Here is a 19,452-nt window from a genome sequence, read left to right on the forward strand (position 1 = left end):
ACATAGGTTAGGACATTTTGAAAACCCAAGGCTAGGAATAGTAATACTTTTACCTTCTGCCTCCTGCCTCCTGCCTCCTGCCTCCCGCTATAGTTAAAATTGCCGATAGATGTTCTGCACTATTATTGATGCTTACGGCTGCACTTTCCGAGATTTACAGATGAAGTTGCGCCTTCATCAATTTTTAGTTTCTACCTTTGAAAGAGTTTAGCCATTCTTGAACTTGCTCTCGTGCAATATCGCGCCCTCCTAGACCAAAAGCTAGGGCGATCGCAACTGCGATCGCACCGAGTAAAAGTCCAAAGGCTAAATTCACAATATCACTGGCAACTCCAATCTGTTGCAGTGCCATTGCAGAGACTAAGGTAATGATGGCAATCCGCGCCACTTGACCTAAAATTTGTGCCTGACGATCGCCAGAACTGGTAATGATGTTAAAAGCCAGATTTGCCAGAAATAAACCAATGGCAAAGATCACCAATCCTGCCAAAATCCGCCCGAATATAATCACAATTCCAGACACTAATGCTGTCAGGGCTGGAATATTCAAGATATTCACCGCCGCAACCGTTGCAAACAGCATGATACCCACTAAGGCAACAATACCTGCTATTTCCGATGGAGTGCGAGTTGGAGTAGGTTCAACTGTTGGTTCTGTTGAAATGACGATTCGTCTTGTGGGTGTTGTCAGACCCAAAATCGTGAAAATGTTATTAAAGCCTAAATTAGTGAGGATACTTGTCACCAAATCCGCGACAAATCGCCCGACAAAATAGGCAACAATCCAAATTGCGATGGCTGTGAAGATGGCAGGTAGGGCATTGAGAACCTGTTGCAGCATTGCGATCGCGGGTACGGATATCGCAGCAATTCCCAAAGCATTGAGAGCTGCGATCGCCACAGGAATCAAAATCAAAACATAGACAACTGTGCCGAGAATATTCGATAGAGGCTGCACTCCCGCAGACGCAGATAATCCCAACCGACTACCTAAATGATCGATCCCAGTTGTCGCCAACAAGTTCGTCACAATCCGCCTTACCACATTAGCTATGAACCAGCCAACTACAGCAATTAATATTGCCGCTAAAATGTTCGGCAGAATTAGCAGAACTTCTGTAATTAGAGCTTGTACTGGTTGTAGAGCCTCCCTGAGTCCGAGAGTATCTAAAACTGGTGCGAGAAACAGTAAAAATATAAACCAATACAGAGCATTGCCAATTGTCTCACTTAGAGACAGCTGATTAAGGCTGGGTGTCCTGTCTTCTGGTTCTGGATTCAAACGCTCATCCAGATTGAATGCCTGTAATGAACGGACAGTGATAATCTTCACAATGGTCGCTAAAAACCAGGCGGCTCCCAAAAGGATTCCCGCACCAACCAACTTTGGCAAAAAGCCAATAAGTTGATTGAGAAAATTATTCAGGGGTCGAGAAGCTATCTCCAGATCCAATGTCTGTAAAACAGCTACCGCCGTCAACAGGATAATGCTCCAAAAAACTAAAGTGGAGATGATTTTCTCCACCTGTGGAACATCTTGACGACCCGTTATCCCAGAGGCAATACGGTTATCTATGTTTGTCCGATTGAGGATTCCTCGCGTCACCGCTGCTGCGATCGCAGCAATTAGCCAACCTACTAGTAAAATTGCTACCGCCCCCAGTAGACGGGGTGTAAACAGAATCAACTGCTGAACAATACCTTGCACATCAGCGATTCCTTGATTCACTGCTGGTTGCACCGGTTGTAGGCTGGGCGACTGTGCCAAAAATTGCTGTCCCCTCATCGATAAACCAATATCTATCAACTGGGTTATTCCCTGCCAAGTTGTGTTCATGGTTTTCCGGTATTAAGGTTTTTAGGTGTTTACCAAAAACACTGGAGATACTTATGAGATGCCTAGAGGGTGTTTGAATGAATAATGTTGCACCCCAGTAAGTTTACTAGTGTTTTGCCTATCAATTTACCAGCAAATTACCTGTAAACTCATTTTATTTATGATTTGGATAAATGCTCAATACTCAATTAATATGCTGAAAGTGCTTGATTTTGGGTTATTCTAAGTGGAGCAACAGCATAAAAAAGTAGAATGTCCCAAGTTTTGGAACAATCGATTCAAATTAATGCTACAGCTACGGTGGTGGAGCGCTGTATTAGTGATTTAACCCTCATGCACCGTTGGCTCAACCCCGTCTTGCGTTGCGAACCTGTGGGCGAAGCTTGGAGTACGGATATCGGCAGTGAAAGTCGTTTTATCATTCAAATTCCTCTACTAAAACCCACCTTGAATAGCGTAGTTGTCGAACGACAACCGGGTTTAGTAGTCTGGGAATTTCAGGGATTTTTTCAAGGACGCGATCGCTGGGAATGTCAACCCACAGAAAAGGGAACGCTCCTACTCAATCGCTTTGAGTACGATATCCCTAACCCATTAGTAAGTTGGGGTTTTAACACCTTTGCCGCATCTTGGACAAAAGCAGATATGCAAGCCCAGTTGCGCCGCCTCAAACGAGTCGCAGAAAATTCGTAATTGGGCATTGGGCATTGGGCATTGGGCATTGGTTCTTATTTCTCCCCCTACTCCCCCTACTCCCCCTCCTCGCCACTCCCCCCTCCCTACCCATCTTTACCCAACTCGGTAAGTAGCCGCCGAATCACAGATGCATCCTCGGCATCGGGAACTTTTGCTAAATAATTTTGTAAGTCGTCTACGGCTTGGGGGTAGTAACCTAGTTGATAGTAGATCAAACCGCGATCGCGCAATTCTAAAGTTAAACCAGGAAACAACAATAAAATTCGTTCAACCGCTGCCAGTGTTTTTTCTAACTCTTGCTGTTTGAGGTAAATAAATTTTAAATTTGTCAGCATCCTTGCCAAAAATTGCCGATTACTGACTACGGCTAAAAATTCTGGTTGTAGCGTCACCGGCTGCTGATAAAGTTGAGATAGCCGTTCTTCGCAATCTTGGGCAAATATTATTTCACCGCCATTGAAAGCATCGACGAAAATCTCTATATCTGGAATATCTGGGCGAATGAGGAAATGTCCTGGCATTCCCACACCCACCATCGGAAAATCAATCCGTCGAGCAACCTCTAGGTAAACTAGCGCTAAGGTAATGGGAATTCCCAGTCGGCGGTCAATTACATCATTCAAAAAGCTGTTGCGCGGGTCGTAATAGTCAATTTTATTACCAGAAAACTTTAAATCCTCGTAAAGATATTGATTAATACTTTGAACTATCCGCAGAGGATATCGTGAATCAGGTAGGCGTTCTTGTAACTCCCATGCCATTGTATCAAGGGCATTGAGGTATTCTTCTTGGTCTAGCTTGGGATATTCTTCTTGTGCAATATACAAAGCTGCTTTTGCTAAGTCAATGTCCTCGTCAGACTGCTGAATCTCCTGGTAAAAATATTGTCGTGCTGACGAGAAATTCATAAGCTGTTGCTCGGTGGAAGTGTGAGGATGACCGCAGCTACGCCTAACTCAGGCATAACGGCTTGGCTAAAAACAGTTTTTTGGATCTATCTTTATCTTATGGATATTCAGAGGTTTTGGAAATGTCGTTTGTAGATAGCTGGATATGTACCTATTGCCAACTAACTTTTAGGACGGGCTGCACTCAGATGAAAAGTGCTCAGTTTGTATAGCATATTACTTAGCGTAAGCATGTATTTTTACACGTGAAATCCTATAAATTTATACAATTTTTATATAGTTATTAATTGAGCAATAGCAAATAATCGCTATAAAAACCTTATACACCATGTTTTTGACAGTTTTTCTATTTTAGAAAACAATAAATTATTCGTGTAAATTTTTAGTGAATATCAGTAATAATACTTGTTTTTTAAATTCAGTTTAACAATAATAACAATGGTTATATATGTGGCTGAAATCAAGCTAATGCTATGTCAATGTCATAGCAATTACTGCTTGTGTGTGCGATCGCTGCCAAAGGCTGAATCAGTGGGAGATTTTTGCCTAATTTCGCTGGCAAGTTTCTGTCAACTGGTAATGTATAGCAATTTTACTCTTAACATCCTCAATACTTAAGGACATTTGTTTTATGACAATATCCACCGTTATGAAAAAGTTATACCTAGCTACTGCTGGAGTAACTTGTCTCACTCTGGCGACACTAGGATTAGGAAAGGCACAAGCAGTAGACACTGTGATTGACTTTGATAGCTTGTTGGATCTTGAGATTGTTGATAACCAATTCCTGAATCAAGGTGTAGACTTTAACGGTACAGCATCAATTCTCCAATTAGGTTCAAGCTTAAATTCTTTGTTTCCACCCGTCTCTGCGAATAACTTAATTTATGATAATCCTTCTCTTGGTAATGGGATTATCCGTGTTGATGCTGTAAATTCGCTTTGGTCATCTGTGGGTGGTTTTGTAACTGGAACTACAAATGTTACTTTGACAGCTTATGCTTCTGATAATTCTATTTTAGGTGCAGTATCAACGGGTGGGGCTAACTTTCAAGATGCCGGCACAGGTTTATTGCCTAATATATTTCTATCTCTTACTGCTCCAGATATTTCATATATCACATTTCAAGATAGTGGAAATACTTATACAGTAGATAATTTTACATTTAGTAGTCAATCTGTTCCCGAACCAACTTCCATGTTGGGTTTCTTCGCATTAGGAGCTTTTAGTGCTACTTCTTTTGTGAAGCGTAAACAGCCACAGAATGCGGCTACTAAAGCTTGAAGAAGAATACAGAATTCAGCAATCTGGATGCTCTCTATGAGACTATCTTGCTATTTTCTACGTAATAATACATAGCTTTTACAGAGAAGATATCCGCTTTTTCGGTCAGAATACTCAAATGAAAAACTCTACGCCACTTACGGGATGGAGTTTTTGGGCATGGGGAATCGGGCATAGGGTATAGGGAAGATGTTACCTGTTTGGCCCATGCCCAGTGCCCCAAGCGACGGGGCGACATCCCTCTCCACGCCACTTGCAGGATGGAGTTTCCCGTCGCTTTCAATGAATTCTGACTCTTGATTCCTGACTCCTGTGCAAATCGGGAATTTAACAGAGCGGCATTTTTCGCTACAAAGTCTTATAGCTATGGCGATCGCATCTGAAAAATGAGATTAGGGATCAAGTCCAGGATGAGGACTACAACCACAGCCGCCAAACTCCTTTTTAAGGAATTACTAAGAGAGTTATGTCCCCGTCCGGTGCTAGAGTGAAAGGTGACATTCCTTATTCTTAATGTCTTCTACGACCTTATCTGAAATCTAGCTTCACTCATTAGGCGCAGCATGGTCACAACCGCAGAAAAAACAAACATTGGCTACATTACCCAAATCATTGGCCCAGTTGTAGACGTTAAATTTCCCGGCGGGAAATTGCCACAAATCTACAACGCTTTGAAAATCAAAGGCACCAACGAAGCTGGACAGGAAATCAACATCACCGTTGAAGTACAGCAATTGCTGGGCGACAACCAGGTGAGAACTGTTGCGATGAGTTCCACCGAAGGCTTAGTGCGCGGTTTTGAAGTCACCGATACAGGCGCTCCCATTACCGTACCAGTTGGTAAAGCCACCTTGGGTCGAATTTTCAACGTCCTTGGCGAACCTGTGGACAACAGAGGCCCAGTAAATGCTGAGGCGACTCTACCCATCCACCGTTCTGCTCCCAAATTTACTGACCTGGAAACCAAACCTTCGGTGTTTGAGACTGGGATTAAAGTTGTTGACCTTCTGACTCCCTATCGACGCGGCGGTAAGATTGGTCTATTCGGCGGGGCTGGTGTTGGTAAGACCGTGATCATGATGGAGTTGATCAACAACATCGCTACCCAGCACGGTGGAGTATCCGTTTTTGCTGGCGTGGGTGAGCGCACCCGTGAAGGTAATGACCTTTACAACGAAATGATTGAGTCTGGGGTTATCAACAATGACAACCTCAACGAATCAAAAATTGCTCTAGTTTACGGTCAAATGAACGAGCCACCCGGAGCCAGAATGCGGGTTGGTCTTTCGGGATTGACAGTAGCAGAGTACTTCCGCGATGTGAACAAGCAGGACGTGCTGTTGTTTATTGACAACATTTTCCGGTTTGTACAAGCAGGTTCGGAAGTATCGGCGCTACTGGGTCGGATGCCTTCAGCGGTAGGATATCAGCCCACATTGGGAACTGACGTGGGTGAACTGCAAGAGCGGATTACCTCAACTACAGAGGGTTCTATTACCTCCATTCAGGCAGTGTACGTACCTGCGGATGACCTCACCGACCCCGCACCTGCTACCACCTTCGCCCACTTGGACGGTACAACAGTACTGTCTCGCGGTTTGGCAGCTAAGGGAATTTATCCCGCAGTTGACCCGCTCAATTCAACTTCCACCATGCTCCAGCCCAACATTGTAGGTGACGAACACTACAATACTGCGCGGGCGGTGCAATCAACTCTGCAACGTTATAAAGAACTCCAAGACATTATCGCCATTCTTGGTCTAGATGAATTGTCTGAAGATGACCGTCTCATCGTAGCGCGGGCCCGGAAAGTTGAGCGTTTCTTGTCTCAGCCATTCTTTGTCGCAGAAGTATTCACCGGTTCTCCTGGTAAGTACGTGAAGTTGGAAGACACCATCAAAGGGTTCCAAAAGATTCTGTCTGGTGAGTTGGATGATCTGCCAGAACAGGCTTTCTACTTGGTTGGTGACATCAACGAAGCGATCGCTAAAGCTGCAAAAATCAAAGGTTAGTCATTAGTCGTTGGTCATTGGTCATTGGTCATTGGTCATTAGTCATTAGTCATTAGTTCAAGTGCTAATGACTAATGGCAATTACAAATGACAAAAGACAAAAGACAAAGGACAAAAGACAACAGACAAAGGACAAAAGACAAATGACATTAACCGTTCGTGTAATTTCCCCAGACAAAACAGTATGGGATGCCCCCGCTGAAGAAGTAGTTTTGCCTAGCACTACTGGTCAACTAGGCATTTTAACTGGACACGCACCACTTTTGACCGCCCTGGATACTGGTGTAATGCGAGTCCGCGCCGCTAAAAATCAGAATTGGCAAGCGATCGCTCTTTTGGGCGGTTTTGCCGAAGTCGAAGAAAATGAAGTGACAATTCTGGTTAATGGCGCTGAACGTGGCGACAAAATTAACCTTGATGAAGCCCGTACTGCTTACAACCAAGCAGAAGCGCGTCTGAATCAAGTTGCAGGAGACGATCGCCAAGCCCAAATCCAGGCAAACCAAGCCTTCAAACGTGCCCGCGCTCGGTTTCAAGCAGCTGGCGGTTTGGTCTAATTTAACTTTATATTTCCACTTTGTAGGTTGGATATTGCCCAACCTACAAAATATTTATTAAAGAGAACTCAGAATTCAGAAGTCAGAATTCTGAATTCTGACTCCTGATCTATTAACTTTAGGACTTACGCATTGACAGAAAATACCAAATATGGGTTCTTTGAAAAAGCACGTCTGTCGTAGGGGTTTAGCATTGCTAAACCCCTACAGATGACCATCGAAGAACGATTAATAAAAGGCTGAAACGACCCATTTTCGTATATGCATACCATGATTAAGTTGTACAGTGCGTAAGTCCTAAACTTTTAAAAAAATTACGTCAAGTTTAAGAAATCGAGGCCAGCCTTGGTGAAGTGTTAACTTAACTAATTAGTTGCCCAAATGGGCACAAATTATGAAAAGCTTTTCATCTTTGCTTGGTACTCGTAAACAAAATAAGGTAGCTCTTTTTGCAGCATCTATCGTAGCAACATTAGCGATGGCTGCGCCAACGTCTTCTCTACGAGACGCTACGCGAATGACGAACGCTAGTAGTATTCATTCTACTAATGCTACTACCGTAAAAATATCTACTGCAAAAGAAATTACTTCGGCAACTGTCCAGCTAAATCAGACCAAACCAAATATTGCCCAATTACAAACTAGCAGGACTCAATATCAAGCTGCTGGAATTGATCCTTTTGTAACGGTTCCCATCCTACTCGTCGGGGGTTTCGTCATATTCGTCCCCCTGTTCTTTGGCGGACTTGTAGTCATTGGTGAACGCGAAGTAGGCATTGTAGTTAGGAAATTTACCCTTTCCGGGCGTGGACTCCCCGCCGGCAGTTTGATTGCCCTCAACGGGGAAGCGGGCTTACAGGCAGATACTTTAGCTCCTGGTTGGCACTGGGGCTATTGGCCTTGGCAGTATTCTGTAAAGAAAGAGACGGTAATTGTCGTTCCCCAAGGGGAAATCGCTTTGATTGTGGCAGCAGATGGCGCATCCAACCCCCCAGAGCGGATTTTGGGTAAAATCGTCAGTTGTGACAACTTTCAAGATGCTCGAAAATTCCTCACCGAAGGCGGGGAAAAAGGGCGACAAATGGGTTTTCTCACCGCAGGTACGTACCGGATCAACACTGCCCTATTTAAAGTCATCATGGCATCAAATGCCAGCGCTCATGGCATGACTCCAGAACAGTTGCGGGTGTACAGTCTGGCATCGGACAAAGTTGGCATTGTCACTACCTTAGATGGTTTGCCAATTTCTGCTGGTGAACTCGCAGGCCCCACAATTGACGGACACGACAACTTCCAAAATGGTCAGAAATTTATTAATGGCGGTGGGCGGAGAGGCTTACAAGAGCAAACGTTGCTTTCTGGTTCTTGGAACTTGAACCCTTGGTTTGTCCAGGTTGAACAAGTGCCGATGACGGAAATTCCCATTGGGTATGTGGGTGTGGTAATTTCTTTCGTGGGTAAGGCACATCAAGATGTCAGCGGTGCAGCTTTCACCCACGGTAACTTGGTTAATCAGGGACATAAGGGCGTATGGGTCGAACCGCTATATCCTGGTAAGCACCCGATTAATTCCCGGATCATGAAGATGGAACTAGTACCAACGACCAACATTGTCTTAAACTGGTCAGGTCGCACAGAACGTCACAGCTATGATGCTCAACTAGCTTCCTTGACAGTGCGATCGCGTGATGGGTTTGCTTTTGATTTAGAAGTAGCGCAAATTATCCATGTGGGTGCTTTAGATGCGCCGAAGGTAATTTCTCGCGTTGGTGCAATGCAAAATCTGGTAGACCATGTATTGGAACCAACTATCGGTAATTATTTCCGCAACTCAGCCCAAAACTGTACTGTACTAGACTTTCTGACTGCTCGAAGTGAACGACAAACTGAGGCTGCTGAGTATATTAAAACAGCATTGCGGGCTTATGACGTGCAAGCGATCGACACCCTCATTGGTGATATTCAGCCACCAGCGTCGTTAATGCAGACACAGACAGACCGGAAAATTGCCGAAGAAGAACGCAAGACTTATGAAGTCCAGCAGATGGCGCAAACCCAACGGCAGCAACTTGTTCGGGAAACGGCACTGGCTAATATCCAGCAAGAAATGGTGAAATCGGAGCAGAGTGTACATATTGCCGATCTAAAAGCCCAAGCCCAAATCAAAGAGGCAAATGGTGAAGCCGAGGGGACAAAACTCCGGACAATTGCTGAGGCTGAAGGTATTCGTGCTACAGGTAACGCCAAAGCCGAAACTTACCGCGCTGGTGTGGAAGCCTTGGGGCCACAAGGTTATACAGCAATGCAACTGATGCAGATTATCGGCGATCGCCATGTCCGCTTGATACCAGATGTCTTAGTTGGCAGCAACGGTAGCAATAACGGCTTAGTGGATGGGTTACTATCCATGATTTTATGGAATCAAACTGGTAAGGGGGAATTGACACCAACACCTTTGCATCCACAACCAGTAGTTAACAAAGCACAACCAACCACAGAAAACGGTATTCCACCGATAGTTGTGAATTTTCCGGCGGATAAGTCAACTTAACGTTAAAAGGGCGGTTATAAATCCAATTCGCAATGACGCTCGAAGACTCGCTAACGCTGCGCTAACGCAATTCGCACTCTTGCTAACGCCCCGCTCCGCTAACGCAATTAAACTCAGCCCGACACTAGGGGTGGGGTTTTTCCCTACCTTGAGATACAAGGATTTTTTCGCCCACAACGGACGTTAGCGTAGCGGGACAAAGTACGGTTTTGAACCTTTACTTTTTTGATAAACTGCGTCTATACAAGCAAAATCCACCTCCGTGGGTTTCAAACCCTCAATTTTCCTTAGTCCGCCTCTGCGGACTAATATCATTTCACGAAAATCTTGATACATATAGATTTTTCGTAGGGGTTTCGCAGTGCTAAACCCCTACCCACGTATTTGTATCATTATTAAAGTGAAATGGTATTAGTTAGTTTGTATAGCCGCGAATTCTATTCGCTCTGGCTGCCTGTAACTCTGACGGATAAATTTTGCTTTTACAAGAACGTTATCGTTTACTCAAGCAGATTGGTAAAAGAGGATTCTGTAAAACTTTCCTTGCTGTTGATGAAGGTCAGTTTCCGCCAGTTCCTTGCGTTGTTCAAGAATTATCGCTGGAATACGAAACATTTGAAACTTTTCAGCAAAAGGCGCAACAGCTAGAAGAATTAGGAAAGCACCCGCAAATTCCCGCTTTATTGGCTTATTTTCAACAGAAAGGGCATTTTTATTTAGTGCAGGAGTTTATTACAGGTACTAATTTAGCTCAGGTGGTTGAAGAGGAAGGCGCTTTTAATGAAACTCAAATTTGGCAACTTTTAGAAGATGTGTTGCCAGTTTTGCAACTTATTAGCGATCGCCATATCATCCACCGCGATATTAAACCCCAAAATATCATCCGTAGATCCCCAATTACCAAGAAGGGAAACTTTTTCATAGTCGATTTTCGCAGTGCTAAAATCGTCACAGAAATTGATCGGCTAACATCCGAAACCAGTATCGGCAGTCCAGAATACGCTGCACCAGAACAAACAAGGGGAAAAGCGGTTTTTGCTAGTGACTTATATAGCTTGGGTGTAACTTGTATTTACTTACTTACCCAGATTCCTCCCTTTGATTTATTTGATATTGCCAATGATTGCTGGGTTTGGCGAGATTATCTTACAAGTGGAATAAGCAATCGCTTGGCGCAAATCCTTGACAAGCTGCTGCAAAATGCTCTTAACCAGCGCTTTCAATCGGCTGATGAAGTTTTGCAAGCAATGGGGGTCGAATATAAAACTCAAAATTTGAAATTTCCAAATCCTCCTTGGCGATGCTTGCATACCTTAACGGGGCATTCTGGGACATTGAGTAGTGTGAATGCCCTTGCCATCAGTCCCGACTGTTACACTTTAGCCAGTGCTAGCGATGACAAAAACATCAAATTGTGGGATTTAAATACTAAAAAAGTCCTAGCTAACTTATCAGGACATTCCCAAGCCGTAAAATCAGTTACCTTCAGTCCTGATGGGAAAATTCTGGCAACTGCTAGCGACGATAAAACGATCAAATTGTGGCAGGTTGAAACATTAGAGGAAATCTGCACCTTATTGGGACACTCACACGCTGTCAAATCAGTTGCTTTCAGTCCAGATGGGCAGATTCTCGCTAGTGGTAGCTGGGATAAGACAATCAAACTCTGGGATGTCAATACTGGCACAGAAATTTGCACCATAACTGGACACCAATTACAGGTAAATTCAGTAGCATTTAGTCCCCAAGGACAGCTTTTAGCCAGCGCTAGTTATGACAGAACAATTCGCCTGTGGCAGATATCTGCATTAGCAGGTTCCCACAAAGAACTTCAAAACCGCCCATGCTATAGCTTGTTAAGCACCCTTTCGGGTCATGCATGGGCGGTTTTGACAGTCGCTTTTAGTCCCGATGGGAAAATTTTGGCGACGGGTAGTGATGATAACACTATTAAATTGTGGGACGTAAACACAGGTCAGCTAATTTGCACACTTGTAGGCCATTCTTGGTCTGTGGTGGCTGTGGCTTTTACTGCCGATGGCGAAACGCTCCTAAGTGCAAGTTGCGACAAAACAGTTAAACTTTGGAGGGTAAGCACAGCAGAAGAGATTGTTACTCTCTCTGGTCATGTAGACTCAGTATCTGCTGTTGCTGTGAACAAAGTTACACAATTAATTGCAAGTGGCAGCCGGGACAAGACTATCAAACTGTGGCAGCTTGTAGAACAGGACAACAGCTAGTTGTAATATCAGGCGCTACCTGTGAAGGCAACTTCTGGAAATTTCAACTGAGCTTCTGCCATTGGACGGTTTCTGCCTTCCTCTTGCCAGTAGTTAATCACTTCTGTTGCTTTATTAAGCAACTCGACACGATCCACATCAGTAATCCAATGTTTGGACTCTAATTCCTTTTTTAACTCTTCCCAGGCATCATTTCTGGGCCAAAAAAAGTACTTAGTCAAGGGACTGGTGCCTTTGCCGACAATTTGATCGACTGCTAGAGCAACGTTTTCGTCTAACCACAAAATTTTCAAAATAAACTTGGTCAATCACACCTCCGGGAATTTCCGGGCATTACTTAACTAGGATAGCGATCGCTTATTTTAACGCAATACTCTATCAAATGACCAAACAGTAATTGGATTGGGCTAGCATAAGGTGTAGTCGGCGCTAAAAGAGAGGCTTATGACCGACAAAGACCGGGAATTATTAATTTTGAATTTTTAATTTTGAATTCGGAGCAAAGCGACGTGACTGCCCAACTGCCCCAATCTCAAACAACATCTGGTTCAGGTTTGTATGAGCAAGATTTTTACCTGTGGATTCAAACCACCGCAGAACTGCTCAAGCAAGGTCGGCTCACAGAACTGGATTTGGAAAATTTGATTGAAGAAATTGAAACAATGGGCAGGAGTGAAAAGAAAGCACTTAGAAGCAATTTGGAAGTGGTGCTAATGCACCTATTGAAGTATAAATATCAAGCCGAGAAGCGCTCTGGTAGTTGGCGAGCAACAATTCGGGAGCATCGCAAACGCATCAGACAATCTCTAGAAGAAAGTCCTAGCCTCAAACCATATTTTGATGAGGTTTTTGGGCTATGTTATGACGATGCTAGACTCTTGGCTGCCGATGAAACTGAATTGCATTTGGCTATTTTCCCAGAAAAATCTCCCTTCACGCCAGAGCAAGCTCTCAACCCCGATTTTTTACCTGAGCCATAATCACTTTTTAATTTTGAATTCGGAGCGAAGCGACGTGACTGCCCAACTGCCCCAATCTCAAACAACATCTGGTTCAGATTTGTACGAGCAAGACTTTTACCTGTGGATTCAAACCACGGCAGAACTGCTCAAACAAAAAAAATTCACACAACTGGACTTAGACAACCTGATTGAAGAAATTGAAACGATGGGGAGAAGTGAAAAGCGGGCATTGGAGAGCAATCTGGAAGTGTTGCTGATGCATCTGCTCAAATACCAAATTCAAACTGAAAGGCGCTCGAAAAGTTGGCAGTACACAATTTTGGAACACCGCAGGCGAGTTCAAAAGGCACTTAAGGAAAGTCCCAGTTTGAAGCCTCACTTTGATCAGGTTTTCGATGAAAGCTATCAAACAGCTAGACGGCTGGCTGTAATTGAAACTGGATTAGCCATCGCTACCTTCCCCGAAAAATCTCCCTTCACGCCAGAGCAATCTCTCAACCCCGATTTTTTACCTGAGTCATGATCTCACGTTTTATGATGATGTAAAACTCTTTTGCTTCCTACTCCATGACTCAAAAAACTTCTGTAAAGGCGATCGCTATTTTCGATATTGATGGCGTTGTGCGCGATGTTAGCGGTTCTTATCGCCGTGCGATCGCAGATACCGTAGAATATTTTACTACCCAAGCATATCGTCCAACCCCACTGGATATTGACCAACTCAAGTCTGAAGGTGTATGGAATAACGATTGGGAAGCATCGCAGGAATTAATTTACCGCTACTTTGAAACCCAAAAACAGAGCCGTGAGCAACTGCAACTAGATTACACTGCGATCGTTGCTTTTTTTCAATCCCGTTACCGCGGCCCAGACTCAAATAATTTTACTGGGTATATCTGTAATGAACCTTTGTTATTGCAACCTAGCTATTTAGAACAACTTACCAAAGCGGGTATTGCTTGGGGATTTTTCAGCGGTGCAACTCGTGCTTCCGCGAACTATGTCTTAGAAAAACGGCTGGGTTTGGAATCTCCAGTGTTGATTGCGATGGAAGATGCACCGGGGAAACCTGACCCTACGGGACTTTTCGCTACAGTTCGTGAGTTAGAAAATGGAATTGAGGAAAAATTAGCGATCCTATACGTAGGAGATACGGTAGCAGATATGTATACCGTCGAGAAAGCACGGAGTTTAGATTCTACTCGCACTTGGCTTGGTGTAGGCGTTTTACCCCCCCACGTGCAAGAAACAGCAGCGCGTAGTGATGCATACAGTGAGACATTGATAGCAGCAGGAGCAGCAGTAGTTTTGCCTAATGTGCAAGAATTAACCCCAAGGCAGATTCAAAAATTGGTCAGTTCATCTCCCCAATCTGTGTTCTAAGATTAATCAAGCTACGGGTGCATGAATGACTGGCTGATAACAATTTTGCTTTAATCATTGGGAGATTAATAGAAATGTCTGCACTTAAACTACCTAACGGCCCTCAAACTCACCCTTGGGTACAGATGTATCAATGGCTGACTAATCCCTTAGAATACATCGAAGACTGTGCTAAACGTTATGGTGATATCTTCACTCTTCAGCTAGGACAAAATGTTGCTCCTCAAGTTTTCATTAGCAATCCTCAAACGATTGGGCAGATTTTTACTACAGACCCAAAACAGTTAGACTCCGGTGAGTCAGCAGGAATTCAAGCGCCTTTATTAGGACGGCAATCGCTACTGGCGCTGGAAGGAAAGCCTCATCAGCGACAACGAAAGCTATTGACACCACCCTTACATGGGGAACGAATGCTAGCTTATGGTGAATTAATCTGCAATATCACTGAGCAAGTAACTAATCAGTGGCAGGTTGGAGAAAACTTTGCAGTTCTGTCATCAATGCAAGCAATCTCTTTCCAAGTAATTTTGAAGGCTGTATTTGGTCTGGAAGATGGGCCACGTTACGAGAAACTCAACGAATTCCTGATTGCAATCCTGAATCCCAAAATCCCTATTTTAAGAACAGTTCTACTTCTTTTCCCATCACTGCGACAGGATTTAGGAGCGTGGAGTCCTTGGGGGAAATACTTGCGTTTACGGCAGCAAATTGATGAACTTATCTATGCCCAGATTCAAGAGCGCAAAGCACAACCCGATCCATCTCGAACTGATATTCTATCTTTGATGATGGCTGCTCGTGATGAAGCAGGAGAGCCGATGACAGACTTGGAATTACGTGATGAACTGATGACCTTATTAGTAGCGGGTCACGAAACTACAGCAACTTCCTTATCATGGGCGCTGTACTGGATTCATCATCAGCCGCAGGTGCGGGAAAAACTGCTGCAAGAACTAGATAAGTTGGGTGAACAACCAGACCCAAATGCCATTTTCCGATTGCCTTATTTGAATGCTGTCTGTTCTGAAACCCTACGCCTTTACCCAGTAGCGGTATCGGGACTAAATCGATTGGTTAAATCACCGCTACAAATTGGGGAATATAACTTTGAACCTGGGACTTTGATCATTCCCTCTATTTATTTGACCCATCATCGAGAAGATTTATATCCAGAGTCGAAGCAATTTAAGCCAGAGCGTTTTCTGGAACGGCAATTTTCTCCTTATGAGTATTTACCCTTTGGTGGCGGGAACCGTCGCTGTATTGGAATGGCATTTGCCTTGTTTGAAATGAAACTGGTGTTGGCAAAAGTGCTGTCTCACTGGGAGATGGAACTGGCTGATAGCAAACCAGTGCAGCCAGTACGTAAGGGTTTGCTATTTAGCCCAGCAGGTGGCGTAAAGATGGTGGTGACTGGGAAACGCCAGCAAAATCAGGTAGTTCGAGAAACTAGTTTTGTTTAGAAAGTTTGAGAATGCGATCGCCAGGGAAGTATACATCATGAAAGATGTTGATGAAACGAGTCCGAACTCATCATCAACTTCATTTTTATTATTGTGTTTAAGCCAAGACAGGCTTGCCGTTAGCAACAGCCTGCTCAATAATATCAGCGGCTCGACTTACCCCCCCAGCACCGAGAGTAGCTGCTTGTAATCTCAGGGCATTCTGTTTATAAGATTCTTCTGTTAACACCCGTCTAACAGCATTTTTTAATGTAGAAACATTCAGTTTCTTTAAGGTGACAAGCTCACCTGCCCCTGTCCAAGCGATACGCGCTGCTACTCCTGGCTGGTCATTAGCAACTGGAATCGCCACCATTGGCACTCCTTTTTTGAGACATTCCATTGTTGTATTCATTCCCGCATGAGTAATCATGAGGGTAGCTTTTTCCAGCACTTCTAATTGAGGTGCATACTCAACTACTAAAGGATTTCCTGCCAAGTCTGGTAATGATTCTGGTTTAGCAGAACCTCCTAAAGAAATCACTAACTGAGCATCCAAATCTTCACAAGCTGAAGCAATAGTCTGAAAAACCCAAATCAGACGATTTTGCAATGTTCCCATCGAAGCGTAAATTAACGGTTTCCCCGTCAATTTTTCATAAGGGAAAGAAACAGTTGCTCGACTGGCTGAAGTATGATAGCTTCCCGTGAAATGGAACCAAGGAGGTAATTCTTCTCTGGGAAATTCAAACTCAGCAGGTGCATTACTTATTTGAGCAAGTGGAGAGTAACTATCTTTAAGACTAGAGTACAGGGGTAATTTCCACTCTCGACGATATTCATTGATCAAATCTTGAAGTGGTTTGACGACGTTATTCTGTAACGTGTAACCCATTTGGTTGCGTAAGCGTGCCCACGTAGCTGGACTATACTTCCAAGTTGTGAAAAAAGGAGGAACGCTAGGTTCTCGATTTAGCACCACAGCGCTGCACACAGTGATGAAAGGAATTTTCAGAAACTCGGCAATTGTCCCTCCCTCTACTGAACTTTGGTTTACTAGCAAAGCTTCTACACCTGCTGCTCTAATTGCTGCTGGAGCCTCTTGGAGTGTCACAGATGAAACACGTTTGAGCAGTTCAATAGTGTATTTAAACGCAGCCAATCCACGTAGTTGACCTAATTTTGTAAAGGATTCTGCTGTGGAGCCAGAGGGAAAATCTTTTTCGCCAATTGCTTGGAATTCTATTCCTGCTGCTAGTGCTTTGGGTTGAATATCGAGTGTTCCGAAGAGGGTGACGCGATGCCCACGCCGTTGAAGTTCCTGCCCCAAGGGAAGCATAGTGTTGAGGGGGCCGGTTGCTGCACCAGGACAGATGATGCCGAAATGAGTCATGATCAATGCCTCTATTTGATTTTCAAGAACTTATCCAAAGCTGTAACTAGGCTGGGAGGCCAACGGCGGATATTTTTTACCCAGTCGATATCCTTGTAGCGGCTATCAAGTCCATAAGCTGCTACCCAGTTACTTTCGGCTTCACCTTGTTCTCCATTCACCCAATATGCAGCTGTGAGGGCGGCACGCACATCAGCAAATTTGGAGTATTTACGGGCAATATTTCGCATCTCGCGGATTGCTTGCTCTTTTTGACCTGTTTCATAAAGAGCAAGGGCGTAGTTTGCACGGGCGAAGGCAAAATTTGGGGCTATCTCATTAGATTTTTTGTAGTCTGCGATCGCATCTTCCCATTTTCCTAAACCTGTTTTGGCATTGCCGCGATTGTTATACGCCATTGCATCGTTAGGATCGAGTTCTAAGACATGATTATAATCTGTGATCGCATCGTCCCATTTTCCCATCCCTTCCAACGCCGCCCCCCGATTTAAATATGGATCGGTGACATTTGGTGCTAGTTCTATGGCTTTGTTATAATCTGCGATCGCCTCTTGTAACTTATTCTGACTCACCCGCGAATTTCCCCGGTTACTCCACGCCCCTGCATTAGTGGGAAATTCGTCAATAATTTTTGTCCAGTAAGTTTCAGCCGTCGCAAAATCACCTTGATTCGTCGCTGTAAATGCTTGATTTGCCCACTCATCACCTTGTTTTAACTGTTCTTCAGTAATGTTGGACGTTTGAGATTGTGCCATGACTGGTGTACCCCAGCCAAACACAAGTAACAGACTGAGAAAAATACCAATCAACTTAATCATCTAGGTTTACCTGTGTTTATCTTGAAGATGGGGAGTGGGGAGTAAAAATTTTAGATTTTAGATTTTGGATTTTAGATTGGAATTCAATCCAAAATTGTAAATCTAAAATCCAAAATTGAATTGCCCCATACCCATAATTACAATAATGACAACTGTTCATTAGGCGGCGTGAATCCCAAATGCTTGTATGCTGCCTTAGTCGCCATTCTGCCACGATGAGTCCGAGTTAAATACCCAATTTGCATGAGGTAAGGTTCGTATACCTCTTCAATGGTTTGGGTATCTTCACCCGTCGTTGCTGCCATTGTTTCTAACCCCACTGGCCCACCGTTAAATTGTTCAATTATCACACTCAGCATTTGGCGATCTGTCCAATCTAAACCGCAGGGATCTACTTGAAATAGTTGCAATGCCTCAGATGCAATATTTTCAGTAATCTCACCAGATATTTTTACTTCCGCATAATCACGCACTCTTTTTAGTAGCCTATTGGCAATCCGTGGGGTTCCGCGTGACCGACGAGCAATTTCTGCGGCACCATCTTCTGTAACAGGAGTTTTGAGTAATTGAGCAGTTCGCAGTACAATTTTAGTCAGTTCGTCAACTTCGTAAAATCGGAGTTTTTGAATCAAACCGAAGCGATCGCGCAGTGGTGAAGTTAAAGCGCCTACACGGGTTGTAGCCCCTACTAGGGTAAACTTTGACAGCGGCAAACTTCTAATACGAGCGCTGGAACCCTTCCCAATAGTAATATCTAAGCGATAATCTTCCATCGCCGGATAGAGAATTTCCTCCGTCATCCGCGAGAGGCGATGAATTTCATCCACAAATAAAATATCTCCTGGCTTAAGATTTACCAGTAGCCCAACAATATCTCGTGGACGTTCTAGGGCTGGCGCACTGGTAATTTTGTAATTTACCCCCATTTCCGATGCTAAAATCATTGCCATTGTGGTTTTACCCAATCCCGGCGGCCCATACAGCAGCAAGTGATCCAGTACCTCACCACGAGACTTAGCTGCTTTGATGGCAATATCTAGCACATCCTTTAAATCTTTTTGCCCAATGTAATCGGCAAATCGCTGCGGTCGAATACCCTCTTCTTGTTTATCTTGTTCATCAATAGCAGCTTCAGGTTGCAAAATATTGTCTGTGGATGGTGCTTTCGCCGACTCTCGACGCTGCTTTGGTTCTCCGTTGGGTTCTGGAGGCTGTTTTTTCGAGGATATTATCGCCATAATTTCAGCTATCTACTTTATAAGGGACTAGGGAGTGGGGACTGGGGATTGGGGACTGGGGACTGGGGACTGGGGGAGATGAGAGGACAAAGGGACAAGGTTAAAAGGAAAAGGATAAAGAAACAAACCC

General features: G+C 44.0%; 16 protein-coding genes. 10 read left to right on the forward strand and 6 right to left on the reverse strand.

Annotated features, from left to right (window positions below; translation table 11 throughout):
- Nucleotides 1-184 precede the first annotated feature (184 nt).
- Nucleotides 185-1,837: a mechanosensitive ion channel gene (locus RRG12_RS14875; RefSeq protein WP_420759826.1), complete on the reverse strand. Its 1,653-nt coding sequence runs from the start codon at nucleotides 1,835-1,837 to the stop codon at nucleotides 185-187.
- A 252-nt stretch (nucleotides 1,838-2,089) separates the two neighbouring features.
- Between RRG12_RS14875 and RRG12_RS14880 the strand changes: the two genes are divergently transcribed.
- The gene (locus tag RRG12_RS14880; protein ID WP_069071041.1) at nucleotides 2,090-2,530 is read left to right on the forward strand and encodes an SRPBCC family protein; all 441 of its coding nucleotides are present in this window, start codon (nucleotides 2,090-2,092) and stop codon (nucleotides 2,528-2,530) included.
- A gap of 86 nt (nucleotides 2,531-2,616) precedes the next feature.
- On the opposite strand, the gene RRG12_RS14885 is transcribed toward RRG12_RS14880, so the two are convergent.
- The gene (locus tag RRG12_RS14885) at nucleotides 2,617-3,441 is read right to left on the reverse strand and encodes a SirB1 family protein (protein ID WP_420759827.1); all 825 of its coding nucleotides are present in this window, start codon (nucleotides 3,439-3,441) and stop codon (nucleotides 2,617-2,619) included.
- A gap of 631 nt (nucleotides 3,442-4,072) precedes the next feature.
- Between RRG12_RS14885 and RRG12_RS14890 the strand changes: the two genes are divergently transcribed.
- The 5 genes from RRG12_RS14890 (at nucleotide 4,073) to RRG12_RS14910 (ending at nucleotide 12,086) form a co-directional block, all read left to right on the forward strand.
- Nucleotides 4,073-4,726, forward strand: a complete 654-nt coding sequence (locus RRG12_RS14890) for a PEP-CTERM sorting domain-containing protein (protein WP_420759828.1) — start codon at nucleotides 4,073-4,075, stop codon at nucleotides 4,724-4,726.
- A 563-nt stretch (nucleotides 4,727-5,289) separates the two neighbouring features.
- Nucleotides 5,290-6,738, forward strand: coding sequence for a F0F1 ATP synthase subunit beta (gene atpD / locus RRG12_RS14895; protein WP_069071044.1), 1,449 nt, complete (start codon nucleotides 5,290-5,292; stop codon nucleotides 6,736-6,738).
- 143 nt (nucleotides 6,739-6,881) lie between these two features.
- Nucleotides 6,882-7,295: an ATP synthase F1 subunit epsilon gene (atpC, locus tag RRG12_RS14900; protein WP_069071045.1), complete on the forward strand. Its 414-nt coding sequence runs from the start codon at nucleotides 6,882-6,884 to the stop codon at nucleotides 7,293-7,295.
- A gap of 394 nt (nucleotides 7,296-7,689) precedes the next feature.
- On the forward strand, nucleotides 7,690-9,846 hold the full coding sequence (locus tag RRG12_RS14905; protein WP_420759829.1) for an SPFH domain-containing protein: 2,157 nt from the start codon (nucleotides 7,690-7,692) through the stop codon (nucleotides 9,844-9,846).
- Between the two features lie 476 nt (nucleotides 9,847-10,322).
- A complete protein-coding gene (locus RRG12_RS14910; RefSeq protein WP_420759830.1) occupies nucleotides 10,323-12,086 on the forward strand; it encodes a protein kinase domain-containing protein in 1,764 nt (587 codons plus the stop codon).
- An 8-nt stretch (nucleotides 12,087-12,094) separates the two neighbouring features.
- Here RRG12_RS14910 and RRG12_RS14915 read toward each other — a convergent pair whose 3' ends face one another.
- Nucleotides 12,095-12,394 (reverse strand): 30S ribosomal protein PSRP-3, encoded by a 300-nt coding sequence (locus RRG12_RS14915; protein WP_069071048.1) that lies wholly within the window; start codon nucleotides 12,392-12,394, stop codon nucleotides 12,095-12,097.
- Between the two features lie 201 nt (nucleotides 12,395-12,595).
- On the opposite strand from RRG12_RS14915, the gene RRG12_RS14920 reads away from it, so the two are divergent.
- The 4 genes from RRG12_RS14920 to RRG12_RS14935 all read left to right on the forward strand — a co-directional run bounded on the left by RRG12_RS14920 (nucleotide 12,596) and on the right by RRG12_RS14935 (nucleotide 15,894).
- Nucleotides 12,596-13,066: a DUF29 domain-containing protein gene (locus RRG12_RS14920; protein ID WP_420759831.1), complete on the forward strand. Its 471-nt coding sequence runs from the start codon at nucleotides 12,596-12,598 to the stop codon at nucleotides 13,064-13,066.
- Between the two features lie 34 nt (nucleotides 13,067-13,100).
- Nucleotides 13,101-13,571, forward strand: coding sequence for a DUF29 domain-containing protein (locus RRG12_RS14925; protein WP_420759832.1), 471 nt, complete (start codon nucleotides 13,101-13,103; stop codon nucleotides 13,569-13,571).
- Nucleotides 13,572-13,615: 44 nt separating this feature from the next.
- Nucleotides 13,616-14,431, forward strand: a complete 816-nt coding sequence (locus RRG12_RS14930) for a TIGR01548 family HAD-type hydrolase (protein ID WP_420759833.1) — start codon at nucleotides 13,616-13,618, stop codon at nucleotides 14,429-14,431.
- A gap of 74 nt (nucleotides 14,432-14,505) precedes the next feature.
- Nucleotides 14,506-15,894 (forward strand): cytochrome P450, encoded by a 1,389-nt coding sequence (locus RRG12_RS14935; protein ID WP_420759834.1) that lies wholly within the window; start codon nucleotides 14,506-14,508, stop codon nucleotides 15,892-15,894.
- A gap of 97 nt (nucleotides 15,895-15,991) precedes the next feature.
- Here the strand turns inward: RRG12_RS14935 and RRG12_RS14940 are convergent, their stop codons facing one another.
- The 3 genes from RRG12_RS14940 to ruvB form a co-directional block, all read right to left on the reverse strand.
- The gene (locus RRG12_RS14940) at nucleotides 15,992-17,266 is read right to left on the reverse strand and encodes a glycosyltransferase (RefSeq protein ID WP_420759835.1); all 1,275 of its coding nucleotides are present in this window, start codon (nucleotides 17,264-17,266) and stop codon (nucleotides 15,992-15,994) included.
- 11 nt (nucleotides 17,267-17,277) lie between these two features.
- The gene (locus RRG12_RS14945) at nucleotides 17,278-18,084 is read right to left on the reverse strand and encodes a tetratricopeptide repeat protein (RefSeq protein ID WP_420759836.1); all 807 of its coding nucleotides are present in this window, start codon (nucleotides 18,082-18,084) and stop codon (nucleotides 17,278-17,280) included.
- A 137-nt stretch (nucleotides 18,085-18,221) separates the two neighbouring features.
- The gene (ruvB, locus tag RRG12_RS14950) at nucleotides 18,222-19,322 is read right to left on the reverse strand and encodes a Holliday junction branch migration DNA helicase RuvB (RefSeq protein WP_420759837.1); all 1,101 of its coding nucleotides are present in this window, start codon (nucleotides 19,320-19,322) and stop codon (nucleotides 18,222-18,224) included.
- Nucleotides 19,323-19,452 lie beyond the last annotated feature (130 nt).

The sequence above is a fragment of the Nostoc sp. CALU 546 genome, from assembly GCF_048836525.1.

Bases quoted from the DNA above. Each gene is read 5' to 3' on its own strand.
- RRG12_RS14935 (WP_420759834.1), top strand. From the start codon at position 14,506: ATGTCTGCACTTAAACTACCTAACGGCCCTCAAACTCACCCTTGGGTA.
- RRG12_RS14875 (WP_420759826.1), bottom strand. From the start codon at position 1,837: ATGAACACAACTTGGCAGGGAATAACCCAGTTGATAGATATTGGTTTA.
- RRG12_RS14885 (WP_420759827.1), bottom strand. From the start codon at position 3,441: ATGAATTTCTCGTCAGCACGACAATATTTTTACCAGGAGATTCAGCAG.
- RRG12_RS14940 (WP_420759835.1), bottom strand. From the start codon at position 17,266: ATGACTCATTTCGGCATCATCTGTCCTGGTGCAGCAACCGGCCCCCTC.
- RRG12_RS14890 (WP_420759828.1), top strand. From the start codon at position 4,073: ATGACAATATCCACCGTTATGAAAAAGTTATACCTAGCTACTGCTGGA.
- atpD (WP_069071044.1), top strand. From the start codon at position 5,290: ATGGTCACAACCGCAGAAAAAACAAACATTGGCTACATTACCCAAATC.
- ruvB (WP_420759837.1), bottom strand. From the start codon at position 19,322: ATGGCGATAATATCCTCGAAAAAACAGCCTCCAGAACCCAACGGAGAA.
- RRG12_RS14880 (WP_069071041.1), top strand. From the start codon at position 2,090: ATGTCCCAAGTTTTGGAACAATCGATTCAAATTAATGCTACAGCTACG.
- atpC (WP_069071045.1), top strand. From the start codon at position 6,882: ATGACATTAACCGTTCGTGTAATTTCCCCAGACAAAACAGTATGGGAT.
- RRG12_RS14930 (WP_420759833.1), top strand. From the start codon at position 13,616: ATGACTCAAAAAACTTCTGTAAAGGCGATCGCTATTTTCGATATTGAT.
- RRG12_RS14905 (WP_420759829.1), top strand. From the start codon at position 7,690: ATGAAAAGCTTTTCATCTTTGCTTGGTACTCGTAAACAAAATAAGGTA.
- RRG12_RS14945 (WP_420759836.1), bottom strand. From the start codon at position 18,084: ATGATTAAGTTGATTGGTATTTTTCTCAGTCTGTTACTTGTGTTTGGC.